The organism is Roseobacter sp. N2S, assembly GCF_031454055.1.
Lineage (GTDB): Bacteria > Pseudomonadota > Alphaproteobacteria > Rhodobacterales > Rhodobacteraceae > Amylibacter.
The window spans coordinates 67565-91766 of the sequence record NZ_JAVDQB010000007.1; the positions used below are offsets into that span (position 1 = coordinate 67565).

Consider the following 24202-nt stretch of genomic DNA (forward strand, 5'->3'; position numbering starts at 1 on the left):
CGCTTTTCGGTTTCGCATGGGAATGGCTTTCGGCATATGATCGGGGCGAATTCAGGGAGATATGGGCATGGCACTCGACGAGCGTAAAGGCGTTTGGAAATCCGGTAAGGGTAAGGGGCGGCATACGCCCAAAGGGCGTCAGGTTCAGGACGGGGCGCTGGAAACGGTGAAATCCCTGCTGGGCACACGGCCCCGGCGTCGGGACTTGCTGATTGAGCATTTGCATTTGATTCAGGATGAATTTGGCTGTTTATCGGCTGAAAACCTTGCAGCTTTGGCGGATGAAATGCAGTTGGCGCAGTCCGAGGTTTACGAAGTTGCAACCTTTTACGCCCATTTTGATGTGGTCAAGGAAGGCGAGTCGGCACCACCTGATCTGACTATTCGGGTTTGTGATTCCCTGTCTTGTGAATTGGCGGGATCAGAAGCGTTGTTGCGTGAATTGGCCGGTAAATACGCAGGCGGGGCTGACGTGCGGGTGCTGCGTGCGCCTTGTATGGGGCGGTGTGATACGGCCCCGGTGTTAGAGTTGGGGCATCATCATATAGATCATGCCACGGTCGAAAAGGTCGAGGCTGCTGTTTTAGCTGGGAACACCCATGCGCATGTGCCCGAGTATGAGGCATTTGACGCCTATCGCGGAGCTGGTGGCTATCAGACGTTGGAAGCTTTGCGAGGTGGGGCAAAGACGCCCGATGCCTTGCAAGCGGAAGTGTTGGAAAGTGGTCTGCGTGGAATGGGTGGTGCTGGGTTTCCGTCTGGCAAGAAGTGGTCGTTCGTGCGGATGAACGAAGGGCCGCGGTATTTGGCGGTGAACGGGGATGAAGGGGAACCCGGGACGTTTAAAGACCGGTATTTTCTGGAGCGGGATCCTCATGTGTTTCTGGAAGGGATGCTGATCGCGGCTTGGGCGGTCGAGGCGGAGACTTGTTTCATCTATATGCGGGACGAATATCCTGCGGTTTTGGAAATTTTGGCCCGTGAAATCGCTGCTTTGGTTTCTGCTGGCATTGTGGACGAGGGCTATATTGATCTGCGCCGCGGGGCGGGGGCGTATATCTGTGGCGAAGAAAGCGCGATGATCGAATCCATTGAGGGGAAACGGGGGATGCCACGGCATCGGCCGCCGTTTGTCGCCTCGGTCGGGATCTTTAACAGGCCGACTTTGGTCCATAACGTGGAAACTCTGTACTGGATTGCCAAGGTCGCGCGGTCTGGTCCTGCGGTTTTTGGCGAGCACGGGGTGAACGGGCGTAAAGGGATGCGGAGCTATTCTGTATCTGGGCGCGTTCGCAATCCGGGGGTGAAAATCGCGCCAGCGGGGACGACGATCAAGGAATTGATTGACGACCATTGCGGCGGGATGTTGGAGGGGCATGTGTTTAAGGCCTATCAACCCGGGGGGCCGTCTTCGGGGCTGTTGCCTGCAAGTCTGGATGATATTCCGCTCGATTTTGATACGTTGCAGGACTACGGCACGTTTATCGGGTCTGCGGCAGTGGTGGTTCTAAGTGATCAAGACAGCGCGCGGGGGGCGGCTTTGAATATGCTGAAGTTCTTTGAGGACGAAAGCTGTGGTCAATGTACGCCGTGCCGCGTGGGCTGTGAAAAGGCTGTGAAGCTGATGCAGAAGGATCGCTGGGACCAAGGGCTGCTGGAAGAGCTGTCAGTGGCGATGGTGGATGCGTCTATTTGCGGTCTGGGGCAGGCGGCACCCAATCCGATCCGTTCGGTTATGAAGCACTTCCCTGACGAGATTTAATCGGCTTGCCCCTTACAGGGGGGGCGGATTTTGGTGAATGACAGGTGATTTTATCATATTTTCCGCGCTGTTTGCGACGGCGTGGGTGTTTGGCCTGATCTATTGGGTGGGCTTTTGCTATCGCGCGGCCAGCCTGTCTAAATCTGTTGTGAAAACGGCGAGTGTTTTACTGCTGGCGCTTGCTGCATTGGTGGTTGCAGCCCCTTGGGCGCTGATAGGTGCTTTGGTGTTGTGTGCGCTGGGCGATTACTTGTTGTCGCTTGACAGGGAAAGCGCCTTTTTGGCGGGCGTTGGGGCCTTTGCGCTGGGCCATGTCCTTTATATTGCAGCGTTTTGGGGGCATCCGTTTTCGGATATTACCATACTGTTGCAGGGGGGCAGACTGATCACCGCAGGGGGGCTGTTGGTGCTTGCAGTGGTTATGGCTTTTGTGCTGTTTCGCACGGCAGGCGCGTTGCGTTTTGCAGTTTTGGGTTATGTTCCGGTCATTGTTTTTATGGGCATATCAGCATTGACCCTGCCGCTTGTGGGCCTCCTTGAACTGGCGGTGTTCGGGGCCTTGGTCTTTGTATTTTCGGACTTTGTTCTGGCGCTTGAACTGTTTGTGCTGCCGAAAGACAGTGGATTGCGCAGGATAACGCCATTTTTGGTCTGGGGCAGCTATTGGGGAGCGCAGGGCTTGTTGTTGATAGGGCTGGCATTGTCTGTCTGAGGCTAGACGGCAGTTTTAATAACCTCGAGACGGTAAGGGCTGCCGCGTGTGAAAATCCGGCTTACATGAAACCGCCCGACGACCTGTCCGTTCAGGCGGTAGGTTTGGATGAAGGTCCAGCCTATTCCGCGCCGCAATGCTTCATCCGTGAACCAGAACACTAGATTGCGTTGGCCTGATAAGCCGTTGCCGCCGTGAAAATCAAAGAAAGTTGCATTCTCTTCGACTTTGAAACGTCCGGCTCGTCCGGTTTCCATGCGGGAACAAACATAGCTGGCGCTGCCCCGGTGGGCGGTTTCGAATTGGGGATCCAGGTCGGAATCGCGCAATCTGTTACGATAGATTCGCGGGCGGCCAAAGCTTTCAACAACACGGCTGCCAGCCAGTTGCGTGGCATCCGAGCCGTCATCGTTGCATAAGAGCATGGTATATTTCCATTCAAATGCATTGGTTCGTTGGCGATTGGTTATGTCTAAATAAGGCATTGCAGGCTCACACTTTTGAAAATGGCCGAATTTGGCGGCTGGAACATTAGAAATTGGGTGACCTTGGGGAAGTTTATCCGATTTTTTGTTTTGAAGCAAAGTGGCTGTGGATTGAGGGCATTTATGGTGGTGCGCGAAAATGGGTGGGAGACATCTGTGCTGGTGATTCCCGTTGTGTTGTCTTTTAGCTTGGGGTTGGTGGAAAAATATTTGGCAAGGGCGACCTGTCCTTGGGTTCGCGATTGTCGTTTTCGGGCCGACAAGGGTGTTTAACGGATTGCAGAAATGGAAAAAATCCTCGAATATCCCCCGACTGCCGAGCGCAATAGCTGCTATTGGAAACCATTTGCGTACAGAGTAACTTATGGTATAGCGCGGCACGAGTTAACCGGTGAACGTGGGCCATGTGGCTTCGTGATCATCTTTTGTGGTGCCTGCTTGCGGGCCAAAGGCGGAAGCGGCGCTTTCGCGTAATATGAGGATAGAAAACATGAGCGACATCTCAGATCGCGTGAAGAAAATCGTTGTCGAGCACCTGAGCGTTGACGAAGACAAAGTTGTTGAAGGTGCGTCCTTCATTGACGATCTGGGCGCAGACAGCCTTGACACTGTTGAGCTGGTTATGGCGTTTGAAGAAGAATTCGGTATCGAAATTCCTGACGACGCTGCAGAAACCATCCAGTCTTTTGGCGATGCGGTTAAGTTCATCACAGAAGCTTCCTAAGACCGAATTTTCGGTTTTACAGAGTTAGAGAACGCGGTTCCAATCGGGGCCGCGTTTTTCGTTTTGGAACTGTGATGTCGGTGCTGTGTTAGGGAAGACGGGCCATTTCTGGTACTATGATTCTTGTGAATGCTGGAATTGGGAGGTTACGACATGATCATTTATCCAACGATTGAATTGAAGAATGGCAAATGTGTCAGCCTGACTCGCGGGCGTATGGACGAGTCGGCGGTTTGGCATGTGGACCCTTTAGAGTTTGCCCGTGGATTTGCGCAGGCTGGTGCGTCCTGGATGCAGATCACGGATTTTAATGCCATTGACGGGGATAACAGTAATGTCGCGCTGGTTGAGGAAATCATCCGCGCGGTCGGTATTCCGGTTCAAGTGGGCGGCGGTATTCGCAGTATTGAGGCGGCGGAGCGTTGGATAGATCGCGGGGCGGGGCGTGTTGTGATTGGCACCGCTGCGGTGAAACAGCCTGACATGGTTCGCAAGATGGCCGAACTGCACCCCGATCAGATTGTCGTGGCGGTGGATGTTTGGCGCGGGCGGGTTCTGACGGATGGCTGGCGTGAAGAAAGCATGTTTGCGCCGATTCCCTTTCTGCGCAGTTATGCGGATACGCCTTTGGCGGCATTTGTGGTGACGGATGTGGACGCGGATGTCGAGGATATCGAAGTGGGCGCGTCAGAGATGTCTGTTCTGGCGGCGAGCACGCGGCATCCGGTTATTGCCAGTGGATTGGTGCGCAGTCTGGACGATGTTTCTACGCTGAAATACGCGGGCCACTGCGATGGTGTCATTATCGGGCGGGCTTTGTTCAATAAATCGGTGGATTTGCGTAAGGCGCTTGCGATTGCTGTACCCCAAGTTGAGGAGATCGCCGCCTTTGTTTAAAGGCTTTTGGCTTTGATGTGATAGGCCGTTGCCTTGATTTATCTGTTAGGGGGGCCGTTTGGAGGCCCCAATTACTTGCCCAGACTGGCGTGACGCTGTACAGAGACTGAGAATTAAATAACCAAGAAACGAGGGCTAATATGCGTCGGGTTGTTGTCACAGGTTTGGGTATGGTTTCACCACTGGCATGTGGTGTGGAAGAAACGTGGAAACGGCTGCTGGCGGCCGAAAGTGCTGCGGGTACAATTACGCGGTTTGACGCGGATCATTTGGCTACGAACTATGCTTGCGAAATTCCTCGTGGTGATGGGACCAACGGCACGTTTAATCCTGATGATTGGATGGAGCCCAAGGAACAGCGCAAGGTTGACGATTTCATCTTGTACGGGATCGCTGCGGCGACGCAGGCGGTTTCTGACAGTGGATGGGCCCCTGCGACCGATGAAGAGTTTTATCGCACAGGTGTTTTGATCGGGTCCGGGATCGGTGGGCTTGATTCCATTGCCAAGACCGCGATCACGCTTAAGGAAAAGGGGCCGCGGCGGGTGTCTCCGTTCTTTATTCCCGGGGCTTTGATCAATCTGGTGTCTGGTCAGGTTTCGATCAAATACGGCTTTAAGGGGCCGAACCATTCGGTTGTGACAGCCTGTTCTACAGGCGCCCATGCGATTGGGGATGCAGCGCGGATTATTGCGCTGGATGATGCGGATGTGATGGTTGCCGGTGGGGCCGAGGGTGCGATTTGTGAAATCGGCATGGCCGGGTTCAACGCCTGTAAAGCGCTGAGCACCAAACGGCGGGATGATCCGAAAAGCGCGAGCCGCCCTTATGATAACGACCGTGACGGGTTCGTTATGGGCGAGGGTGCGGGGATTGTTGTGTTGGAAGAATACGAGCACGCCAAAGCACGGGGTGCCAAGATTTACGCCGAGATTCTAGGCTATGGCATGTCGGGCGATGCCTATCACATCACGGCACCATCCGAGGATGGTGAAGGCGGGTTCCGCGCCATGCAAGCTGCGCTGAAACGCGCAGGGCTAGAGCCGGATGCGGTGGATTACATCAACGCCCACGGCACCTCGACTATGGCGGATACTATTGAGTTGGGTGCGGTTGAGCGGTTGCTGGGCGATCATGCGAAATCTGCGACTATGTCTTCGACGAAATCGTCTATCGGGCATTTGTTGGGGGCTGCCGGTGCGGTTGAGGCGATTTTCTCGATCCTTGCGCTGCGGGATCAGATTGCGCCGCCAACAATCAATCTGGATAACCCTGCTGTGGATAGCCAGTTGGACCTTGCGCCGAATTCCGCGCGCAAACGTGAGATCAACGTGGCCTTGTCGAACTCTTTCGGGTTTGGTGGTACGAATGCCTGCCTGATTATGGGGCGCGCGTCCTAAGCGCGACCCTGACAGGTTCGGTAAAGATAACTTGCCGGTCTGGATCACCAGACCGCAGCAAAGCGGAAAGCGCATAAATGGCACGGCATATAGCGGCGAATTTCGTCAATTTGTTGATTGTATTGTTGGTGATTGCCGGCGGTGTGTTCTATTGGGCGAAGTCGGAATTTTCCAAGCCCGGACCGCTGGAAAATTCGATCTATATCGAAGTGCCGCGCGGTGGGACGGTTAAAGGTTTGTCCAATCAACTGGAAGAGCAGGGTGCTGTGTCTCATGGGCTGATTATGCGCATTGCTTCGGATTATAACGGGCAAGCCAGCCAGTTAAAGTTCGGGAACTATGAGATTCCGGCCCATGCCTCGATGGCGGATATTTTGAATATCGTGACCAAAGGCGGGGCGGGGTCTTTCCGGTTTGTGGCCAATTATCGGGTTGGTATTCGCGGCGCAAAGATGATCCTGTCAGAGCGGGAAGCCGGATCTGGCGAGGTCACTAAACTGGCTGAATTTGACGAGGGCGGTGAACTTCCCAAAGCCTATACCGATCTGGTCGCGGCAAAGACCCCTATTGTTTACCGTATTACTGCGGCTGAAGGGGCGACCAGTTGGCAGATTGTCGAAAGTCTGAAACTGGCTGATTTTCTGGACGGCGCGTTTGAGAATATCCCCCCTGAGGGGATGCTCTCGCCCAATACCTATGAGGTGCGTCGGGGCACGTTGATTGCAGATGTAATCGAGCAGATGTTTGAGGCGCAGAAAAGGATTTTGGCCGAGGAATGGGAGAACCGTTCAGAGGGGCTGCCGTTTGATACGCCAGAGGATGCTTTGGCGCTTGCGTCGATCATTGAGAAGGAAACCGGAGTTGCCGAAGAACGGGCTGAAGTTGCGGCTGTCTTTGTGAACCGGTTGAACAAAGGTATGAAGCTGCAAATGGATTCCACTGTGGAATACGGGATCACCGAGGGGAAAGGCTTTTTGAATCGGGGTTTGCGGCGCAGTGAGATGTCAAAGACGACACCGTATAACACCTATATCATCGAAGGTCTGCCGCCCGGACCAATTGGAAATCCGGGGCGCGAGGCAATTCATGCAACCTTGCACCCCAATGTTTCCAACAATCTGTTCTTTGTGGCAGACGGGTCTGGTGGGCATTCTTTTGCGGAAACTCTGGTGGAACATAACGCAAATGTCGCGAAATGGCGTAAAATTGAGGCTGAAAAGCGGCGTCAGGATCAGCAGAACAGCGGAAACTGATCCGTTGCGTGCGGTGTATTGTTGTTTTTTATCAATGGCTTGATGTCCTTGTTGCGCCTTGGGTGTTGCGTGGGCATTGCGCGTTTGATTGACTTTGCGAACGCTCGCGGATATACCTTTGGACAAGATGGAAGAATTGGGTAACGATCCTAGCGGGTGATGCTGTGGGTCGTTTACTTTTTTCCACGGTGATGCCACCGTTAGGACCCCATACTATGACAGATATTGAGAATGCGGACGCGCAAGCGTTACCGCTGCTTTTGCATGCGGCACGCAGAGAAGTTGCCAACCTGCGTCACCTGATTATTCGCGATCTCTCGGGCGGGGAGTCGCCAACTGACCCGAGCACAACCGCGCAATTGTTGTCATATGTTGGCGACTATAGCGCGGCGGTTTTAAATGTAACGTCGCTTGAGGCCCAAATTGAAAAACACAGCAGTGCCATTCCAGACGGCGACGACAGTGTCGCAGTCAACCTTGAAGATGCCAGACGTGAAGTCCTTGCCCGAATTGCTCGGTTCCGCGAGCGAAACGGAGATTGACGGGTTTTTAGCTAGCCTCGGCGATCAGACGTTGATGGCTTTGCCGTTTCTTTTCGAATTCTGGGCGCTGCCCCATCAGCGGGAACCTGTCGGGGCGTGGGCAAGCTGGGTGATTATGGGCGGGCGCGGTGCGGGGAAAACCCGCGCAGGTGCGGAATGGGTGCGCCAGCAGGTTGAAGGAGCGGCGTCAATTGATGCGGGGGCTTGTCGGCGTGTGGCGTTGATTGGCGAAACGCTGGATCAGGTTCGCGAGGTGATGGTGTTTGGGGAAAGTGGTATCATGGCCTGTAGCCCGCCAGATCGAAAACCGGAATGGCAAGCGGCGCGGCGGGTTTTGGTTTGGCCAAACGGGGCAGAGGCTTGGGCCATGTCGGCCAGCAGCCCAGAGGCGTTGCGCGGCCCGCAGTTTGACTGTGCTTGGGCCGATGAATTGGGCAAGTGGCGGCGTGGGCGCGATACGTGGGATATGTTGCAGTTTGCTTTGCGTTTGGGCGATGCGCCAAAAACGCTGGTGACGACAACGCCCCGAAATATCGGGGTGCTGAAAGAGATTTTAGAGGCCGCCGACACGGTTGTGACCCATGCACCTACAGAGGCGAATAGGGCAAATTTGGCGCCCGGTTTTTTGAAGAAAGTTTATGCGGATTACAGTGGGTCTCGGCTGGGCCAGCAAGAATTGGACGGCAAGATGCTGGAAGATGTTGAGGGCGCGTTGTGGTCGTTGGAGTGCTTGGATGCTGTCAGACGGCCCGAAGCGCCCGAATTGGACCGGATTGTTGTTGCAGTTGATCCGCCTGCATCAAGCAAATCTACGGCGGATGCATGTGGGATTGTTGTGGCGGGCTTGCAGCAGATCGGCGAGGGGCCGCAGGATTGGCGGGCTTGGGTTTTAGAGGATGCAAGTGTGCGCGGGGCGAGCCCTGCCCAATGGGCGGGGCGGGTGGTGGATGCGGCCCGCAGTTGGCAGGCGGATCGGGTGGTGGCCGAGGTCAATCAGGGCGGTGACATGGTGGAAACCGTGCTGCGCCAGCAGGATCCGCTGCTGTCCTATCGCGGGGTACACGCATCGCGGGGCAAGGCGGTTCGGGCCGAGCCTGTGGCCGCGCTTTATGAACAGGGGCGGGTGTTTCATCTGCCGAGTTTGCGTGAATTAGAGGCGCAGATGGGGGAAATGACCATTGTGGGTTTTGAAGGAAAAGGGTCGCCAGACCGTGTGGATGCACTGGTTTGGGCCTTAACCGATTTGATGATTGAGCCCGCTGCCACCTTTCGAAGGCCCCAGATCAGGCGGTTGTAGCTGCGCTGATACTGAATTGAATTTAAACAATATTAGGAGCGATACCAGATGGTTCTGCAATTTTTACGCAGCGCGTCCCAAAGGGATGTGCCCGAAGAGAAAGCCTCGGCCACGGGGCCGGTGATTGCGTTTCATGGTGCGGGGCGGCCTGCCTGGTCTGCGCGGGATGTGGGCAGTTTGACACGCAGCGGCTTTATGGCCAATCCGGTGGGGTTTCGCTGTGTGAAAATGATCGCCGAGGCGGCTGCGGCGGTGCCGTTTGTTTTGAAAGACGCCGAGCGACGGTACGAGGTGCATCCGCTTGCCGATCTGATCGCGCGGCCCAATCCGATGCAAGGCGGGGCTGACCTGCTTGAGAGTTTTTACGGGCAGTTTTTGCTGTCTGGTGATGGTTATCTTGAGGCGGCGGGGGAAAAACCAAACGGTGGTCCGGCGGAACTATATGTGCTGCGGTCTGATCGTATGAAGGTTGTTCCCGGTGCGGATGGGTGGCCAATTGCCTATGAGTATAGCGTCGGGGCGCGCAAGGTGCGGTTTGATATGCGGGCCGATATTGCGCCGATCTGTCATGTTCGGGCGTTTCACCCGCAGGACGATCACTATGGCTTGTCGCCTATTCAGGCCGCGGCCACGGCGATTGATGTGCATAATTCGGCCTGTCGCTGGTCTAAGGCGTTGTTGGACAATGCGGCGCGGCCAAGTGGTGCGATTGTCTATCGCGGGGCGGACGGACAGGGCAGTTTGCAGGCGGATCAGTATGATCGTTTGGTCGAAGAAATTGAGGCAAACCATCAAGGTGCGCGCAATGCGGGGCGGCCGATGTTGCTGGAGGGCGGGTTGGATTGGAAGCCGATGGGGTTCTCTCCGTCTGATATGGAATTCCAGAAAACCAAAGAGAGTGCAGCGCGGGAAATTGCTTTGGCCTTTGGGGTGCCGCCCATGTTGTTGGGGCTGCCGGGGGATGCGACCTATGCCAATTACGCCGAGGCGAACCGTGCGTTTTATCGCCTGACGGTTTTGCCTTTGGTGCAGAAAGTTGCGGCGGCGCTGTCTGCTTGGTTGCCGGAGTATTATTCCGAAGATTTGCGTTTGTCGGCGGATTTGGACGGGATTCCAGCCCTTGCCATTGAACGCGAGGCGCAGTGGCGTCGTGTGGCTGAGGCGGGTTTCCTGTCTGATCGGGAAAAGCGGAGGCTGCTTGGTTTGCCGACAGAAGTGGATGAGTAGAGGTGTTGGATCACGCTATTTATACGAACCGTTCGAGGCCGCCGCAAAGTTAGAAACACATCGGCAGGTGACCGATGAACGCTGGATCGCGTTAGAGCGGCGTTTGGACATGATTGAAACCGCATTGGAACGGCTGGAACGGCGTTTGTGGCTGGCGGTTTACGGGGTTGTCGGGTTCGTTCTGACCCGCGGTGTGTTGGTTGTTCTGGAGATGACGCAACACGTTTGATGCTGGTTTCAGTATCCGAAATCAAAGGAAAAGAGAATGAGCTATGCAAACAGCGGCGTGTCGCTGGAGACGAAGTTTTGCCGTTTTGACGATGAAATTGATGTGAAGGGCGGGTGCGAAATCGCAGGGTATGCGTCTGTTTTTGGAACGTCGGATCAGGGCGGGGACGTGGTTCAAAACGGTGCTTATGGCGCAAGTTTAAAGGCGATGATGCAGGCTGGGCGGCGCGTGAAAATGTTGTGGCAGCATGACCCGACCAAGCCGATTGGGGTTTGGGACGAGGTGCGCGAGGACAAGAAAGGCCTGTTTGTTAAGGGGCGCATTCTGGCCGATGTACAGGCCGGCGCAGAGGCTTTGGCCTTGGTCAAGGCTGGGGCTATTGAAGGCCTTTCTATTGGATATCGAACAATTCGTGCGGAAAAATCGCAAAAAGGTACGCGATTGTTGCATGAACTTGATCTTTGGGAAGTTTCATTGGTGACGTTCCCAATGCTGCCCGAAGCGCGAGTTGAAACAGAGGCGAAGGCCTTGGATCAACTGGCACAAGAGCTGGTCGCGAAATTGCACGCGGCCCGAGAACAGTTGTTGGCCTGATGGCCTGCACGGAAATTTCAAAACAGTACAGGATTGGGCCATGAGCACATTAAAAACCAAATCCCGGGCAGGTGAGAGCGTGCCCGGAGACGCGACATCGCTGGAGGTGAAAACCGCCATGGATGAATTTTTGCATGACGTCACAAAAGTTAACACCGATTTGAAAACCCGACTTCAGGAACAGGACAAGAGATTGAACATGCTGGAACGTAAAAACATTGGAACCCGTCGCCCCGCACTTTCTGCCGTGGCGGAAATTGAAGTGCCTCATAAAAAGGCCTTTGGTGCCTATCTTCGCTGTGGTGATGATGACGGGATGCGCGCGTTGGAAGTTGAAGAAAAGGCGCTGTCTACGGCTGTGTCTGCGGATGGCGGTTATTTGGTTGATCCCCAAACGGCGAGCCAGATTGCTGGCGTGCTGCATGCGACGGCTTCTATTCGGTCTATTGCCAGTGTCGTGGCGGTGGAATCCACGGCCTATGATGTGCTGGTGGATCATACGGAACTGGGCGCGGGTTGGGCCACGGAAACCGGGTCGGCGTCAGAAACGGGCACACCGCAACTGGAGCGGATTTCTATTCCGCTGCACGAACTGTCGGCCCTGCCCAAAGCGTCACAGCGGTTGCTGGATGACAGTGCGTTTGATGTAGAAGGCTGGCTGGCCACGCGGATTGCGGATAAGTTTTCGCGCGCTGAAGGTGTGGCCTTTGTGTCTGGTGACGGGATTGATAAGCCGACGGGTTTTCTGACCTATACGTCGGTGGTTAACAACAGCTGGAGCTGGGGCAATCTGGGCTATGTGGCCACCGGTGCGGATGGTGATTTCGCGGCGACTGATCCTGCCGATGCCATCGTGGATCTGGTCTATTCACTGGGTGCCCGTTACCGCGCGAATGCGACCTTTGTGATGAATTCCAAAACAGCGGGTGCGGTTCGCAAGATGAAAGATGCGGATGGTCGTTTCCTGTGGTCTGACGGTTTGGCGGCGGGGGAGCCTGCGCGTTTGATGGGGTATGCGGTACTGGTTGCCGAGGACATGCCGGACATTGCAAGTGATGCGAATGCCATTGCTTTTGGCGATTTCAAGGCGGGCTATACTGTGGCCGAACGTCCTGACCTGCGTATCCTGCGTGATCCGTTCAGCGCCAAGCCCCATGTTCTGTTCTATGCCACGAAGCGGGTTGGCGGCGATGTTAGCGATTTTTCTGCAATCAAACTGCTGAAATTCGCGGCCTCTTAAGGCTGTGATCTTGGATCATCCCTTTTGGGGGGTGTGAGCAACGGTGTCACGTTGCTGGCGGGGCTTTGCCCCTGATGTTCCCCGAGCCTGTTCTGCTCTCCTCCGTCCGACTGGTTCGGGGGCATCGAAATTTATCCGTATTTGGAGACGTATCCCTATGATTTTGACAGAATTGACGACAATCCCAAGCGTTTCGTTGCCGCTGGGGCTTTTGAAACAGCATTTGCGCCTTGGGACCGGTTTTTCGTCTGATATGGAACAGGATGACTTGCTGGATGCCTATCTGCGCGCTGCGATTTCAGCGGTTGAGGGGCGTACCGGGCTTGTTTTGTTGGAAAAGACATTTCGCTGGGGGCTGACGTCCTGGCGGCATTATGACCGGCAAGTTTTGCCGGTGCGTCCCGTTCAGTCGGTGGGTGAATTGCGGTTGGTAGACCAATCTGGCGGTGAGACGGTTATGCCTGTTGAGCGTTACTTTCTGGAAAAAGACAGCCAGAACCCTGCTTTGGTTGCTGTTGGGTCGGCCTTGTCGGTGATCCCGCAGAACGGGACGGCAGAGGTTACGTTTACGGCGGGGTACGGGCCGGATTGGGCTGATATTCCGGACGATCTGGCGCGGGCTGTGTTGCTGTTGGCGGCGGATTTTTATGAGAACCGTGCGAGCCGTGAAGGGGCGTCTTTGCCCGCAGCAATTTTGTCGTTGCTGGAGCGGTTTCGCAAAGTGCGGCTGTTGGGGGGCGTGTGAATGGCGCGTCCTGTCTTATTGAATTGGCGGTTGTTGCTGGAGGAACGCCAGAGGGTGTCTGACGGTGCGGGCGGGTTTTCGGAAACTTGGGTGCAACTGGGTCAATTATGGGGTGAAATCCAGACCCGCAGCGTTCGGGCGACTGAGGTTTCTGCGGGGGGAACTGCGCTGGAACGGCATCGAATTTTGGTGCGCGGTGCGGTTGAAGGGGATCCCAGACGGCCTTCGGCGGGGCAGCGGTTTCGCAATGGAAGCAAGGCCTATACCATTGATTCCGTTTCTGAAAACGATGCTTCAGGCAAGTATCTTTTGTGTTGGACGCGGGAAGAGGTGCTGACATGACTTATGCGGTTTCTTATGCGTTGCAGCAGGCAATTTTTGGGGTTTTGTCAAATGACGCCGCTTTGGGCGCTTTGGTTGGTAGCAATGTTTTTGATGCGCCGCCAAGTGGCAGTATTCCGAACAACTACGTGGTTTTGGGCGATGAAATTGCGAAGGATAAATCAAGTAAAACCAGTGGCGGAGCGACCCATGAGTTGGACATCAAAGTGGTGTCTGATGCGGCTGGGTTTGCCACGGCGAAGCAAGTCTCGGCGGCGATTTGTGATGCTTTGATTGATGCGGATTTGACGCTGACGCGGGGTAATCTAGTGTCGTTGGCATTCAAATCGGCCCGTGCTTTGCGCGAAGACAGTCCCGGAATTCGGCAGATCAGTCTGAAGTTTCTTGCGTTTGTCGAGGATAGCTAAGCCAGCCGGTTGGCGCGGTTTGGCGAGAATATTTATTACTTACATTTTGGAGAAGAACATGGCGGCTCAGAACGGGAAAGACCTGCTGATCAAGGTGGATATGGATGATGGGGGGACGTTTGAAACCCTTGCGGGTCTTCGGGCTTCGCGGATTTCGTTTAACACGGAAACGGTGGATGTTACGGCACTGGATAGCGCGGGTGGCTGGCGCGAATTACTGTCGGGGGGCGGTGTGAAAACTGCCAGTATCAGCGGGTCAGGTGTGTTTCGCGATGACAGTACGGACGAACGGGCGCGGCAGATTTTCTTTGACGGGCATATCCCGAATTTTCAGGTGGTTATTCCTGATTTTGGCATCGTTGAAGGGGCGTTTCAGATCACATCGCTGGAATATGCAGGGAACTATGATGGGGAGGCCACCTATGAGATGTCGTTCTCTTCGGCTGGGTCTTTGGCGTTTTCGGCGATCTGATGGCGAATCCTTATCGGGGTGAAGTGTGCCTGACCGTCGATGGGGTGGACTGCGCAATGCGGTTGAGCCTTGGGGCGCTGGCGCAGTTGGAAGTTCGGTTGGGGGCGGAGGGGCTTCTGCCCTTGATCGAGCGGTTTGAAACGGGGCAATTCAAGGCCGATGATCTGATCGCCTTATTGTGGGCTGGCCTAAGCGCAGCAGGCTGGGCTGGGTCCGAGGCTGATTTGAGCAAGGCTGAAATTGCAGGTGGTCCAATGGTTGCGGCGCGCTGTGCGGCGCAATTGTTGCGTTTGACCTTTACCTTACCAGAGTCCGGCGATGATTGATTGGGCGGGGTTGATGCGGTTGGGATTGCACCAACTGCGTCTGACGCCGGATCAGTTTTGGGCGCTAACGCCTGTGGAATTAATGCTGATGGCGGGGATTTCACCTGGTGTGACGCCGACCCTGACCCGCGCGCGACTTGATGCGCTTTGTGCGCAATTTCCTGACATTTAAGATGAGAAATGAGGAGTGGTTATGACCGATTACGGGGCTGACTTGGACGCGTTGGAGAACCAGCTTGGGTCTTTGGAGAGCAATATTTCTGCGACAGCGCAAATGACAGCGGTGTTTCAGCAGGAATTAAACGGGATGCAGACGAGTATTTCCTTGGCTGAAAAAGAAGCGCGGGGGTTGTCTACGTCGTTGAGCAAAGGGCTGCGCGGGGCTTTTGGGGATGTGATCCTTGAGGGGGCCAAGTTTTCGGACGTGCTGGGGTCATTGGCGCAGCGGATGATCCGAAACTCTTTCAATCAGGCGGTGTCGCCTGTGACGGATGCGCTGGGTGGGTTCCTGACGGGGGGCGTTAATTCGATCCTTGGGAGTATTTTACCAAGCGCAAATGGCAATGCGTTTAGTGGTGGGCGGGTTAGGGCCTTTGCCAATGGTGGTGTTGTGGGTGGTCCGACCTTGTTTCCCATGCGCGGGGGCACCGGGCTGATGGGCGAGGCCGGGCCAGAGGCAATTATGCCGCTTAAGCGAGGTGCGGACGGGCGGCTTGGGGTTGAGGGTGCGGGGGGTGCTGGTGTGACGGTGACCATGAACATTACCACGCCGGATGCGGATAGTTTCAGGCGGTCTCAGACGCAGGTGGCGGCGGGGATCAGTCGGGCGATTTCCCGTGGCAGCAGAAATCAATAAGGGAAATAGTGATGAACTTTCATGAAGTTAGATTTCCTGCGGGGCTGTCCTTTGGGTCCACTGGCGGGCCTGAGCGGCGCACCGAAATTGTGACGTTGAACAGCGGTTTTGAAGAGCGCAACAGCCCTTGGGAGCATGCGCGGCGGCGCTATGATGCGGGGGTTGCGATGCGATCTACCGATGATCTGGAGGCTGTGATTGCGTTCTTTGAAGCGCGCAGCGGGCGGTTGTACGGGTTTCGTTGGAAGGACTGGACGGATTTTAAAAGCTGTCTGCCATCCCGTGAACCTGCGTTTGAGGATCAAGAAATTGCGGTGGGGGACAGTGTGACCCGTGTTGTGCCCCTGTGTAAGACCTATCGTTCTGGGGCCACGCGGTATTGCCGTATGATCACCAAGCCGAATGAGGGCACGGTATCTGTCGGGGTGGCGGGGGCTGAGGTGTTTGAGGGGGAACATTTTGATGTGGATTATGCAACCGGCCTGTTGACGCTTTATGAAGCGCCGCCAGAGGATGCTTTGGTGACGGCGGGGTTTGCGTTTGATGTGCCGGTTCGGTTTGACACGGATCGGTTGGAAATGAGCATGGCCAGTTTTGCGGCGGGGTCGGTTCCGAACATTCCAGTGGTGGAGGTGCGTGTCTGATGCGGGAAATTGATGCAAATTTACGCGAACATCTGGACAGCGGAGCAACAACGCTGTGCCGCGCCTGGATTGTGCGGCGCGGCGATGGTCAGACTTTGGGATTTACCGACCATGACAAGGCTTTGGTGGTGGACGGTGTTGTCTGCGAGGCGGCGTCGAGCATGGATGCAACGGCAGTTGAAAGCACCACTGGTTTGGCCGTTGATAATTCACAGGCGGTTGGGGCGCTCAGTTCTGCGGGGATCACTGATCTGGATGTGGAAACGGGCAAGTTTGACGGGGCCGAGGTGTGGCACTGGCTGGTGAACTGGCGCGATACAAGCCAAGTGATTTTGCAGTTTCGCGGTACTTTGGGGGAAATCCGTCGTGGTGGCGGCGGGTTTGAAGCCGAGCTGCGTGGTTTGAGCGAGGCTTTGAACAAACCGATTGGGCGCGCCTATTTGCGCCAGTGTGATCGGGTTTTGGGGGATAACAAATGTGGCGTGGACCTGTTTGCAGACGGGTTTGTGGCTGAAGATGTTGTGGATACCTCAAAAGGGCGGCGGGTGATTGAGCTGAAGCATCTGGGTGATTTTGCGCAGGACTGGTTTTTGCACGGCAAGGTCCGTTGGTTGACGGGGGCGAATGCGGGGGGCGAGGGGCTGGTGAAAGTGGATTACAAGCGCGGTTTGGTGCGGGTGATAGAGCTGTGGGAAGAAACCAAATTTCCCATTGAAAACGGCGATACACTGCGGCTGCATGCGGGCTGTGACAAACATGCGGAAACCTGCAAGGCGAAGTTTGCCAACTTTCTGAATTTCCGCGGGTTTCCCCATATGCCGGGTGAAGACTGGAGCCTTGCCTATCCGATCACGGGCAGCGCTATGGACGGCGCGAGCCGCGAATAGATGACATTGGATTTACGAGTAGAGATCCTGCGCGCGGCGCGGGGCTGGATTGGTACGCCCTATCGCCATCAAAGTAGCGTTCGGGGGCAGGGCGCCGATTGCTTGGGTCTGTTGCGCGGCGTTTGGCGTGAGGTTTTGGGGCAGGAACCCGAGGCGGTTCCAAGCTATACGGCGGATTGGTCCGAACCTTCGGGGCAGGAACGTTTGTGGCGTGCGGCGGGGCGGCATTTATGCCTTGTTCCTATAACGCCCGATGCTGCTGGGGATGTGGTTTTGTTTCGCATGCGCAGCCGCGCAGTGGCCAAACATCTGGCGATTTTGGGGGATGGTTCCCAAGGCTTTAAGACAATTATTCACGCCTATAGCGGCGCTGGTGTGGTGGAAACCGCGCTGACGGATGCTTGGGCACGCCGCATTGTGGCGCAATTTGAATTTCCCGACAGGAGGGGCTGATGGCGACAATACTGTTATCAACGGTAGGGGCTGCCATTGGCGGCACATTCGGGGGCACTGTACTGGGATTAACCGGTGCGGCTATTGGGAAGGCGGTTGGGGCAAGCCTCGGCGGGATGATCGATCAAAAGATCATGGGCAGTGGCAGCCGTGTGGTTGAAACGGGGCGGCTTGAGACGTTTCGCTTGCAGGGTGTGTCTGAGGGGACGCCCGTGCCTCGGGTGATGGGGCGTACACGGATTGCGGGGCATTTGATCTGGTCGAGCCGGTTTCAGGAACACGTCAGCTCTGCGTCTTCGGGGGGAGGCAAAGGGGCTGGTGGGCCAAGTGTGACCACCAACACCTATTCCTACACAGTGAATGTAGCTTTTGCGGTGGGCGAGGGCGTGGTTGATAAAATCGGGCGTATCTGGGCGGATGGTCAGGAAATCAGCCGCGACGGGCTGTCGATTGCGTTTTACCCCGGCGATGACGTGCAGTCCCCTGATCCGACCATTGCGGCGATCGAAGGGCTGGAAAATGCGCCAAGTTATCGGGGCACGGCCTATATTGTGTTTGAGAACCTTGATCTGGCGCCCTTTGGCAACCGGATTCCGCAGTTCAATTTTGAAGTGTTTCGCAAGGCGCAACCCGAGCATTACACGGTGGATGATCCGTCAAAAGACATCACTGGGGTTTGTCTGATTCCGGGAACGGGGGAATATTCCCTTGCCACAACTGTTGTCGAATACCCCGGTGATTTTGCCGACGGGCGAGTGGCGAATGTGAACTCCCCCCGTGGAGAGACCGATTTGGTTCATGCGCTGGAGGATTTGCGCAGTGAGGTGCCGAACATCGGATCTGTGTCCCTTGTTGTCAGTTGGTTCGGGGATGATCTGCGCTGCGGTGAATGTACCTTGTCGCCAAAGGTCGAGCAGGTTGAGGTGGATGGCGATCCGATGCCTTGGGTCGTGTCAGGTGTTTCGCGCGGGGCTGCGCAACTGGTCAGTACGTTGGAGGGACGGCCAGTGTTTGGCGGCACACCGGCAGATGCGTCTGTGGTTGAGGCAATTGCCGAGATTAAGAGTGGGGGGCAGGACGTTGTTTTTTATCCTTTTATTCTGATGGACGTGCAGGATGGGAATGGGTTGCCTGATCCGTATTCGTCTAATTTTGACCAGCCGATAATGCCGTGGCGCGGGCGGATCACAACCGCCAAAGTGGCTGGTTTGGCAGGAAGCACGGATCAAACCAGTGCGGCGGCTGATGAGGTTGCGGCCTTTTTTGGCAGTGCTGAAGTGGGGCACTTTGAAGTTGTTGACGGGGCTGTGGTCTATTCGGGGCCAGCGGAGTGGAGCTATCGCAGATTCATATTGCATTACGCCCATTTGTGCGTTGCTGCGGGCGGGGTTGAGGCATTCAACATCGGATCGGAAATGCGCGGTCTGACGCAAATTCGCGATGGTGTGGCCAGTTTCCCTGCGGTTCTGGCGTTTCAGCAACTGGCGGCTGATGTGCGCGCAGTTCTGGGGACAGAGACAAAAATCGGCTATGCAGCGGACTGGTCGGAGTATTTTGGTTTTCATCCGCAAGACGGGTCCGGGGATGTGTTCTTTCATCTTGATCCTTTATGGGCGCAGGCCGAGATCGACTATATCGGGATCGACAATTACATGCCGCTTTCGGATTGGCGCGATGAGCTGGGGCATTTGGACGAAGGCGAGGGGTCGATCTATTCCGTGGACTATCTGCGCAAAAATGTTGCAGGGGGCGAGGGGTTTGATTGGTACTATGCGGACCAATTGGGACGCGATGCACAGGCACGTTTGCCGATTACAGACGGGGCATACGGGGAGCCTTGGGTGTTTCGCTACAAGGATTTGGTCAGCTGGTGGAGTAAGGAACATTACAACCGCGTGGGGGGGCTGCGCCAAAGCGTGCCAACCCAGTGGCAACGAAAGTCAAAGCCGATCCGCTTTACCGAATTGGGTTGTCCTGCGGTGGACAAAGGGGCGAACCAGCCGAATGTGTTTTTCGATCCGAAATCGTCTGAATCTGCGTTGCCGTATTATTCGAACGGGTCGGTTGATACGCTGATGCAGGCGCAATATTTGCGTGCGATCTATGGCCATTGGATGGGCGGGGCGAATAATCCGCAGTCGGATGTGTATTTCGCCCCGATGGTGGATATTGCGAACAGTCATGTCTGGGCGTGGGACGCGCGGCCTTGGCCGGATTTCCCGAACCGTTTGGATGTGTGGAGCGACGGCGACAACCACGGGCGTGGGCATTGGATCACGGGGCGATTTGCCGAGCAATCCTTGGCAGCGATTGTATCTGAAGTCTGTGAAATTGCTGGATTGCGCGATATTGATGTGTCGCAGCTTTATGGTTCTACCATCGGATTTGCGATGAAATCGGTTGAAACGGGGCGGCAGAGTTTGCAGCCGTTGATGTTGGCATATGATTTTTCCTGTGTTGAGGTTGATGGAAAATTGACCTTTAAGAACCGCAGTGAACGTATTGAATATACTGCACTTCCTGCTGATTTGGTTGTGCTGGGGGCTGATCCGGTAGTCGGTAAAACCCGCGCGCCCGAGGCGGAAACGGTTGGTCGCGTGCGGGTGTCTTATTGGGATGAAACACGGGATTATCAGACCGGAACGTCAGAGTTTATTTTGGCGGATGATACCAGCAAGGCCACGTCACATGTGGAATTGCCGATTGCATTGCGCCCCGGTGCGGGGGCAAATCTGGCAAGCCGTTGGCTGGTTTCAGCACGGGTGGCACAGGATGAACTGAAGCTGGCTCTGCCGCCAAGTTTGCAGCAGATCGTTCCTGGCGATGTGATCAAGCTGGAGGATGGCGCAACGGGGGCGACCTATCGTGTGGAGCGGATCGAGGAGCAGGGCGCGCGGGCGATCGAGGCTGTTCGGGTTGAGCAGGCGGTTTACAAACAAAAAGATGTTAGTTCGATCATTGGGACAAGTCGTGCGGTCAATCCCGCGCGGGCTGTTGCGGTACGCTTTCTGGATTTGCCGGTTCTGAAGTCGGATCAAACCTCGGGCGCGCCTTATGTGGTGGCGACGGCGCAGCCTTGGCCGGGTGGGGTGGCGGTCTATCACTCGGCCAGCGATGAGGGCTATGTGTTGAACAAGGTGATCGAAACGCCCTCAAAATTTGGTAAATCCTTAAGCCCGTTGCCTGAAGCAGCGATTGGGCTGTGGGATGAAGTGAACAGTTTGACCGTTAAAATTTCTGGCGGGGCCCTTGAAAGCCGGTCTGCGATAGATGTTTTGAACGGCGCGAATGCCATTGCCATTGGCGATGGTGCTAGTGCGGGCTGGGAAGTGTTCCAGTTCCGCACGGCGAACCTGCAAGGGGATGGCAGTTATGAATTGCGCGGGCTGTTGCGCGGACAGTTGGGCAGTGATGCGGATATACCATCTGTATGGCCAATTGGGTCAGAGGTTGTGTTTCTGGAGACTGTTCCAACGCAGATTGCCTTTTCAGACGGGGATCGCGGGTTGAAACGGTATTACCGCAGCGGTCCGTCGGCCAAGCCCGTGAGCGATCCATCTTATAAGACAGCAACGCAATCCTTTGATTTAATTGCCTTTCGCCCGCTTTCCCCTGTGCATGTAAATGCGCAACTTGGGGGGGGCGGGGTTTTGAATGTCGATTGGATCAGGCGTACGCGTCTTGATGGAGACAGTTGGCAAGGGCTGGAAGTGCCGCTGGCTGAAACTGTCGAGCAATATCGGGTTCGTGTTTTGGATGGTACAACGGAACTGCGCAGTGTGTTTGTTTCAACACCGCAGTGGGCTTATTCCGTTGCAGATCAGTCCGAAGATGGGGCGGCTGGTGCTCTTTCCCTAGAGGTCGCGCAGGTTTCCGATAAATTCGGAATCGGTGCCATCGCACGCATAGATTTTACATTGTAAATCAGTGCAGTAACGGGGGAAGTTGATGCGGGCAGTCTTACATCAAGATGTGGTTGCGCTGGCGCGGTGCTTGTTGCCGCTTGCGCCAGCGGATCGTCGTAGATTTGCTGATTTGCAGATCGTGCTGTCAAATCAAGCAGATGTCTTTCGCGCGGAATTTGGCCGAATACATCCGTTTTTTGGGAATGGCACGCTGATGTCCTGTTGTAGCGGGCATCAACAGGATGCGGAAAGGCGGATTGATGATCCAGACTATGCTGATTGTATGATCAAGGCGTTGGAGGCAATCTTGGCTTTTCGCTCGAATACGCCACAGCAGTGATCCGCTCGGCAGATCCCGTCATGTTGCATCAAGTAATAGGATTTTTCTACGCGGGGAAGGCTGCTGAGTTCAGTATTTGTGATCGCGTTCATCAAAACTCCAAAATTGTATTCTGCGCGTCAATCGCGTAAACCTTGACCAACCAATCTATTCATGAGGTCACGTGATGACACTAAAAGCCAACAAAATTGCGGAATTGGATCCGGTCTGGTCGCGTATTCGCACCGATGCAGCACAGATGGTGGAAGAAGAGCCGATTCTGGGGGGGCTGGTCCATTCGGGCGTGCTGCACCACAGTTCGCTTGAGAAAGTTTTAAGCTATCGTATGGCGTTCAAAATCTCCTCCGAAGAGATGCCGACGCAAATCCTGCGCGAGCTGATTGACGAAGCCTATGCCAGCGATCCGTCATTGGGAGAGGCGGCACGGGCCGATCTAACAGCGGTTTTTGAACGGGACCCGGCCTGCCACCGCCTGATCCAGCCGATCCTGTTTTTCAAAGGATTTCAAGCGGTTCAGGTCTACCGAGTGGCCCATTGGCTGTGGATCAACGGGCGCAAGGGCATGGCGCAGTTTTTCCAAATGCGGTCTTCCGAGGTTTTTGGCGTTGATATTCACCCAGGGGCGGTTGTGGGCCGTGGGATCATGATTGACCACGCCCATTCTATCGTCATTGGCGAAACAGCGGTTGTGGGGGACAATGTGTCCATGCTGCATTCCGTGACTTTGGGCGGGACAGGTAAGGCTGATGGCGACCGTCATCCCAAGATTGAAAACGGTGTGTTGATCGGGGCGGGTGCCAAGGTTCTTGGCAATATCCGTATCGGCTATTGCAGCCGTATTGCTGCGGGTTCAGTGGTCTTGCAGGAAATCCCACCATGTAAAACAGTTGCAGGGGTTCCAGCCAAGATTGTGGGCGAGGCGGGGTGTTCCCAGCCATCGCAATCCATGGATCAATTGCTAAGTTACCAGTGAGTTTAGTCTTTTAACTTGTTGAAATCACTGTGGGAAATCAATCCGAACTCCTCCGCTGTGGATAGTGCCACAATGGGGGAGTCTACATCCAGTTTGCGCTGGTACAGCTTGACGGCAATATTGGTTTGCTCGTCCATCCAGCCGGTCAAAGCCCCGGAATAAAAGCCGCGCGCCTTTAGGGCCCGCTGCAGGCTTTGCACAAAATCCTCTGTATATTTATGCGGACACACGGCCGGGAACCACTGTTCCTGGCGGGGTGTCACAATGCGCTGCATGGTCACGGTTTTAAACGTGGCTTCGCGGATTACCGTGGTTTTTCCTGTTTCCAGATCTACGGCCAGACGTGCGGGTTTCAGGGGTGTTTTCTCGGTGATCGTTTCAATCACGGCTGGCGTGAATTCATGAGCGAAACAATCGGTTAGCTCGGCATCTGCGGGCAGTCTCGGGTCGTCCGGATGGGTGAGTTTTGATAAAATCTGTCCGCCCTGTGCAACGGGCGCACAGGTTAAAAGCGCCATAACGGCGAGGGAGAATATGTGCCTGTTTGATGCCATTTTTGGTCTCGTTTTGCTAGAAGCTAGACCTTGGCCCTTATAAAACAAGTGGTTTCTGTTTCGAGCGGTGTTTTGGGCGGATTATGTTGCGGTGTTGTCTTGCGGTACAACCAGCTGATCCAGCATGTAGGAAATATCCTCGACCTGTTGTGCGATCACATGTACCACTGTGTCGTCCCGCTGAACCTTGCCCGTCACCCGCAATAACCGCCCCGAAATCACCGCGCGGCGATACTGTTGATAGACGTTCTGCCAGACGATAATATTGGAAATTCCCGTTTCATCTTCGAGGGTTAGGAAAATTACGCCTTTGGCTGTACCTGGCCTTTGACGCACCAAAACCAGCCCCGCCACCGTGATGCGCGCACCCTGCGGCGGCTCTGTCAGGCGGTTGTGGGGCAGGGCGTGGGGCGGTCTGGGCCATGGTGTGTGTTTGGGCATGGGAACAAATGTAGAACGAAATCGCCCAAATATCAAGAAACCTTATCGAATTCTGACAAAAAGCACTGGCCCTCAAATCTCTCACTGTTACAAAAGACGGCAACAGACTCTGACCAGCCAAGGGACCGATAGCATGGCCAAGATCACATATGTTGAACACAACGGAACAAAGCACGAAGTTGACGTGGCCAATGGCCTGACCGTGATGGAAGGTGCGCGCGACAATAATATTCCCGGAATCGAAGCGGATTGCGGCGGGGCCTGTGCCTGTTCCACCTGCCACGTCTATGTGGATGCGGCTTGGACGGATAAGCTGCCAGCCAAAGATGCGATGGAAGAAGACATGCTCGATTTTGCATGGGAGCCTGACGCCGATCGCTCGCGTTTGACCTGCCAGTTGAAGGTAACGGATGAGCTGGATGGTTTGGTTGTCCAGATGCCAGAAAAACAGATTTGATAAAGGTTTGTTGCTGCGATCTTTCACAATAGCGACGG

29 protein-coding genes are annotated in these 24202 nt (G+C 55.3%); 26 read left to right on the top strand and 3 right to left on the bottom strand.

Annotated features, from left to right (window positions below; genetic code table 11):
- Window positions 1–67 precede the first annotated feature (67 nt).
- Entirely contained in the window at window positions 68–1762 is a 1695-nt protein-coding gene (locus tag GGE09_RS16025) for an NAD(P)H-dependent oxidoreductase subunit E (protein ID WP_309747173.1), read from the top strand.
- 37 nt (window positions 1763–1799) lie between these two features.
- A complete protein-coding gene (locus tag GGE09_RS16030; RefSeq protein WP_309747174.1) occupies window positions 1800–2474 on the top strand; it encodes a lysoplasmalogenase in 675 nt (224 codons plus the stop codon).
- A gap of 2 nt (window positions 2475–2476) precedes the next feature.
- On the opposite strand, the gene GGE09_RS16035 is transcribed toward GGE09_RS16030, so the two are convergent.
- Complete coding sequence (locus GGE09_RS16035; protein ID WP_309747175.1) at window positions 2477–2899, bottom strand: hypothetical protein; 423 nt, start codon at window positions 2897–2899, stop codon at window positions 2477–2479.
- A gap of 75 nt (window positions 2900–2974) precedes the next feature.
- Between GGE09_RS16035 and GGE09_RS16040 the strand changes: the two genes are divergently transcribed.
- The 23 genes from GGE09_RS16040 to cysE all read left to right on the top strand — a co-directional run bounded on the left by GGE09_RS16040 (window position 2975) and on the right by cysE (window position 22712).
- Window positions 2975–3232: a hypothetical protein gene (locus GGE09_RS16040; protein ID WP_309747176.1), complete on the top strand. Its 258-nt coding sequence runs from the start codon at window positions 2975–2977 to the stop codon at window positions 3230–3232.
- A gap of 217 nt (window positions 3233–3449) precedes the next feature.
- On the top strand, window positions 3450–3683 hold the full coding sequence (locus tag GGE09_RS16045) for an acyl carrier protein (protein ID WP_309747177.1): 234 nt from the start codon (window positions 3450–3452) through the stop codon (window positions 3681–3683).
- A gap of 153 nt (window positions 3684–3836) precedes the next feature.
- Window positions 3837–4580 (top strand): 1-(5-phosphoribosyl)-5-[(5-phosphoribosylamino)methylideneamino] imidazole-4-carboxamide isomerase, encoded by a 744-nt coding sequence (locus tag GGE09_RS16050; protein ID WP_309747178.1) that lies wholly within the window; start codon window positions 3837–3839, stop codon window positions 4578–4580.
- Between the two features lie 140 nt (window positions 4581–4720).
- The gene (fabF, locus tag GGE09_RS16055) at window positions 4721–5980 is read left to right on the top strand and encodes a beta-ketoacyl-ACP synthase II (protein ID WP_309747179.1); all 1260 of its coding nucleotides are present in this window, start codon (window positions 4721–4723) and stop codon (window positions 5978–5980) included.
- A 77-nt stretch (window positions 5981–6057) separates the two neighbouring features.
- Window positions 6058–7233: an endolytic transglycosylase MltG gene (mltG, locus tag GGE09_RS16060; RefSeq protein ID WP_309747180.1), complete on the top strand. Its 1176-nt coding sequence runs from the start codon at window positions 6058–6060 to the stop codon at window positions 7231–7233.
- Window positions 7234–7448: 215 nt separating this feature from the next.
- A complete protein-coding gene (locus tag GGE09_RS16065) occupies window positions 7449–7775 on the top strand; it encodes a hypothetical protein (RefSeq protein ID WP_309747181.1) in 327 nt (108 codons plus the stop codon).
- Window positions 7717–9072 (top strand): terminase large subunit domain-containing protein, encoded by a 1356-nt coding sequence (locus GGE09_RS16070; RefSeq protein WP_309747320.1) that lies wholly within the window; start codon window positions 7717–7719, stop codon window positions 9070–9072. The genes GGE09_RS16065 and GGE09_RS16070 overlap by 59 nt, the downstream gene beginning before the upstream one ends.
- A gap of 48 nt (window positions 9073–9120) precedes the next feature.
- The gene (locus GGE09_RS16075; protein WP_309747182.1) at window positions 9121–10299 is read left to right on the top strand and encodes a phage portal protein; all 1179 of its coding nucleotides are present in this window, start codon (window positions 9121–9123) and stop codon (window positions 10297–10299) included.
- On the top strand, window positions 10292–10528 hold the full coding sequence (locus GGE09_RS16080) for a hypothetical protein (RefSeq protein ID WP_309747183.1): 237 nt from the start codon (window positions 10292–10294) through the stop codon (window positions 10526–10528). Before GGE09_RS16075 ends, GGE09_RS16080 begins: the two co-directional genes overlap by 8 nt.
- 36 nt (window positions 10529–10564) lie before the next feature.
- The gene (locus GGE09_RS16085; protein WP_309747184.1) at window positions 10565–11122 is read left to right on the top strand and encodes an HK97 family phage prohead protease; all 558 of its coding nucleotides are present in this window, start codon (window positions 10565–10567) and stop codon (window positions 11120–11122) included.
- A gap of 40 nt (window positions 11123–11162) precedes the next feature.
- Entirely contained in the window at window positions 11163–12362 is a 1200-nt protein-coding gene (locus GGE09_RS16090) for a phage major capsid protein (protein ID WP_309747185.1), read from the top strand.
- A 157-nt stretch (window positions 12363–12519) separates the two neighbouring features.
- The gene (locus tag GGE09_RS16095; RefSeq protein ID WP_309747186.1) at window positions 12520–13107 is read left to right on the top strand and encodes a hypothetical protein; all 588 of its coding nucleotides are present in this window, start codon (window positions 12520–12522) and stop codon (window positions 13105–13107) included.
- Complete coding sequence (locus tag GGE09_RS16100; protein WP_309747187.1) at window positions 13108–13449, top strand: head-tail adaptor protein; 342 nt, start codon at window positions 13108–13110, stop codon at window positions 13447–13449.
- On the top strand, window positions 13446–13856 hold the full coding sequence (locus tag GGE09_RS16105; RefSeq protein WP_309747188.1) for a DUF3168 domain-containing protein: 411 nt from the start codon (window positions 13446–13448) through the stop codon (window positions 13854–13856). Before GGE09_RS16100 ends, GGE09_RS16105 begins: the two co-directional genes overlap by 4 nt.
- 58 nt (window positions 13857–13914) lie before the next feature.
- Entirely contained in the window at window positions 13915–14328 is a 414-nt protein-coding gene (locus GGE09_RS16110) for a phage major tail protein, TP901-1 family (protein WP_309747189.1), read from the top strand.
- Window positions 14328–14654 (top strand): gene transfer agent family protein, encoded by a 327-nt coding sequence (locus GGE09_RS16115; protein ID WP_309747190.1) that lies wholly within the window; start codon window positions 14328–14330, stop codon window positions 14652–14654. The genes GGE09_RS16110 and GGE09_RS16115 overlap by 1 nt, the downstream gene beginning before the upstream one ends.
- Window positions 14647–14826: a rcc01693 family protein gene (locus GGE09_RS16120; protein WP_309747191.1), complete on the top strand. Its 180-nt coding sequence runs from the start codon at window positions 14647–14649 to the stop codon at window positions 14824–14826. Before GGE09_RS16115 ends, GGE09_RS16120 begins: the two co-directional genes overlap by 8 nt.
- Window positions 14827–14847: 21 nt before the next feature.
- Window positions 14848–15510: a phage tail tape measure protein gene (locus GGE09_RS16125; RefSeq protein WP_309747192.1), complete on the top strand. Its 663-nt coding sequence runs from the start codon at window positions 14848–14850 to the stop codon at window positions 15508–15510.
- 11 nt (window positions 15511–15521) lie between these two features.
- On the top strand, window positions 15522–16154 hold the full coding sequence (locus GGE09_RS16130) for a DUF2460 domain-containing protein (RefSeq protein WP_309747193.1): 633 nt from the start codon (window positions 15522–15524) through the stop codon (window positions 16152–16154).
- Complete coding sequence (locus GGE09_RS16135; RefSeq protein WP_309747194.1) at window positions 16154–17041, top strand: DUF2163 domain-containing protein; 888 nt, start codon at window positions 16154–16156, stop codon at window positions 17039–17041. The genes GGE09_RS16130 and GGE09_RS16135 overlap by 1 nt, the downstream gene beginning before the upstream one ends.
- Window positions 17042–17494 carry a peptidase gene (locus GGE09_RS16140; protein WP_309747195.1) on the top strand — a complete coding sequence of 151 codons (453 nt, stop codon included), beginning with the start codon at window positions 17042–17044 and terminating at the stop codon, window positions 17492–17494. It abuts the gene before it with no gap.
- Complete coding sequence (locus GGE09_RS16145; protein WP_309747196.1) at window positions 17494–21417, top strand: glycoside hydrolase TIM-barrel-like domain-containing protein; 3924 nt, start codon at window positions 17494–17496, stop codon at window positions 21415–21417. Before GGE09_RS16140 ends, GGE09_RS16145 begins: the two co-directional genes overlap by 1 nt.
- Before the next feature lie 488 nt (window positions 21418–21905).
- Window positions 21906–22712, top strand: a complete 807-nt coding sequence (cysE, locus tag GGE09_RS16150; RefSeq protein WP_309747197.1) for a serine O-acetyltransferase — start codon at window positions 21906–21908, stop codon at window positions 22710–22712.
- A 2-nt stretch (window positions 22713–22714) separates the two neighbouring features.
- Here the strand turns inward: cysE and GGE09_RS16155 are convergent, their stop codons facing one another.
- Entirely contained in the window at window positions 22715–23266 is a 552-nt protein-coding gene (locus GGE09_RS16155) for a peptidoglycan-binding domain-containing protein (RefSeq protein WP_309747198.1), read from the bottom strand.
- An 81-nt stretch (window positions 23267–23347) separates the two neighbouring features.
- On the bottom strand, window positions 23348–23707 hold the full coding sequence (locus GGE09_RS16160; protein ID WP_309747199.1) for an OB-fold nucleic acid binding domain-containing protein: 360 nt from the start codon (window positions 23705–23707) through the stop codon (window positions 23348–23350).
- A 133-nt stretch (window positions 23708–23840) separates the two neighbouring features.
- Here GGE09_RS16160 and GGE09_RS16165 point away from each other — a divergent pair, with 133 nt between their 5' ends.
- Window positions 23841–24164 (top strand): 2Fe-2S iron-sulfur cluster-binding protein, encoded by a 324-nt coding sequence (locus GGE09_RS16165; RefSeq protein ID WP_309747200.1) that lies wholly within the window; start codon window positions 23841–23843, stop codon window positions 24162–24164.
- The last annotated feature ends 38 nt before the right edge of the window (window positions 24165–24202 follow it).

Bases quoted from the DNA above. Each gene is read 5' to 3' on its own strand.
- GGE09_RS16125 (WP_309747192.1), top strand. From the start codon at position 14,848: ATGACCGATTACGGGGCTGACTTGGACGCGTTGGAGAACCAGCTTGGG.
- GGE09_RS16065 (WP_309747181.1), top strand. From the start codon at position 7,449: ATGACAGATATTGAGAATGCGGACGCGCAAGCGTTACCGCTGCTTTTG.
- GGE09_RS16105 (WP_309747188.1), top strand. From the start codon at position 13,446: ATGACTTATGCGGTTTCTTATGCGTTGCAGCAGGCAATTTTTGGGGTT.
- GGE09_RS16025 (WP_309747173.1), top strand. From the start codon at position 68: ATGGCACTCGACGAGCGTAAAGGCGTTTGGAAATCCGGTAAGGGTAAG.
- GGE09_RS16080 (WP_309747183.1), top strand. From the start codon at position 10,292: ATGAGTAGAGGTGTTGGATCACGCTATTTATACGAACCGTTCGAGGCC.
- GGE09_RS16135 (WP_309747194.1), top strand. From the start codon at position 16,154: ATGCGGGAAATTGATGCAAATTTACGCGAACATCTGGACAGCGGAGCA.
- GGE09_RS16155 (WP_309747198.1), bottom strand. From the start codon at position 23,266: ATGGCATCAAACAGGCACATATTCTCCCTCGCCGTTATGGCGCTTTTA.
- GGE09_RS16050 (WP_309747178.1), top strand. From the start codon at position 3,837: ATGATCATTTATCCAACGATTGAATTGAAGAATGGCAAATGTGTCAGC.
- GGE09_RS16130 (WP_309747193.1), top strand. From the start codon at position 15,522: ATGAACTTTCATGAAGTTAGATTTCCTGCGGGGCTGTCCTTTGGGTCC.
- GGE09_RS16145 (WP_309747196.1), top strand. From the start codon at position 17,494: ATGGCGACAATACTGTTATCAACGGTAGGGGCTGCCATTGGCGGCACA.
- GGE09_RS16165 (WP_309747200.1), top strand. From the start codon at position 23,841: ATGGCCAAGATCACATATGTTGAACACAACGGAACAAAGCACGAAGTT.
- GGE09_RS16115 (WP_309747190.1), top strand. From the start codon at position 14,328: ATGGCGAATCCTTATCGGGGTGAAGTGTGCCTGACCGTCGATGGGGTG.
- fabF (WP_309747179.1), top strand. From the start codon at position 4,721: ATGCGTCGGGTTGTTGTCACAGGTTTGGGTATGGTTTCACCACTGGCA.
- mltG (WP_309747180.1), top strand. From the start codon at position 6,058: ATGGCACGGCATATAGCGGCGAATTTCGTCAATTTGTTGATTGTATTG.
- GGE09_RS16160 (WP_309747199.1), bottom strand. From the start codon at position 23,707: ATGCCCAAACACACACCATGGCCCAGACCGCCCCACGCCCTGCCCCAC.
- GGE09_RS16095 (WP_309747186.1), top strand. From the start codon at position 12,520: ATGATTTTGACAGAATTGACGACAATCCCAAGCGTTTCGTTGCCGCTG.
- GGE09_RS16090 (WP_309747185.1), top strand. From the start codon at position 11,163: ATGAGCACATTAAAAACCAAATCCCGGGCAGGTGAGAGCGTGCCCGGA.
- GGE09_RS16035 (WP_309747175.1), bottom strand. From the start codon at position 2,899: ATGCTCTTATGCAACGATGACGGCTCGGATGCCACGCAACTGGCTGGC.
- GGE09_RS16075 (WP_309747182.1), top strand. From the start codon at position 9,121: ATGGTTCTGCAATTTTTACGCAGCGCGTCCCAAAGGGATGTGCCCGAA.
- GGE09_RS16070 (WP_309747320.1), top strand. From the start codon at position 7,717: ATGCCAGACGTGAAGTCCTTGCCCGAATTGCTCGGTTCCGCGAGCGAA.
- GGE09_RS16110 (WP_309747189.1), top strand. From the start codon at position 13,915: ATGGCGGCTCAGAACGGGAAAGACCTGCTGATCAAGGTGGATATGGAT.
- GGE09_RS16045 (WP_309747177.1), top strand. From the start codon at position 3,450: ATGAGCGACATCTCAGATCGCGTGAAGAAAATCGTTGTCGAGCACCTG.
- GGE09_RS16085 (WP_309747184.1), top strand. From the start codon at position 10,565: ATGAGCTATGCAAACAGCGGCGTGTCGCTGGAGACGAAGTTTTGCCGT.
- GGE09_RS16140 (WP_309747195.1), top strand. From the start codon at position 17,042: ATGACATTGGATTTACGAGTAGAGATCCTGCGCGCGGCGCGGGGCTGG.
- GGE09_RS16120 (WP_309747191.1), top strand. From the start codon at position 14,647: ATGATTGATTGGGCGGGGTTGATGCGGTTGGGATTGCACCAACTGCGT.
- GGE09_RS16100 (WP_309747187.1), top strand. From the start codon at position 13,108: ATGGCGCGTCCTGTCTTATTGAATTGGCGGTTGTTGCTGGAGGAACGC.
- GGE09_RS16030 (WP_309747174.1), top strand. From the start codon at position 1,800: ATGACAGGTGATTTTATCATATTTTCCGCGCTGTTTGCGACGGCGTGG.
- cysE (WP_309747197.1), top strand. From the start codon at position 21,906: ATGACACTAAAAGCCAACAAAATTGCGGAATTGGATCCGGTCTGGTCG.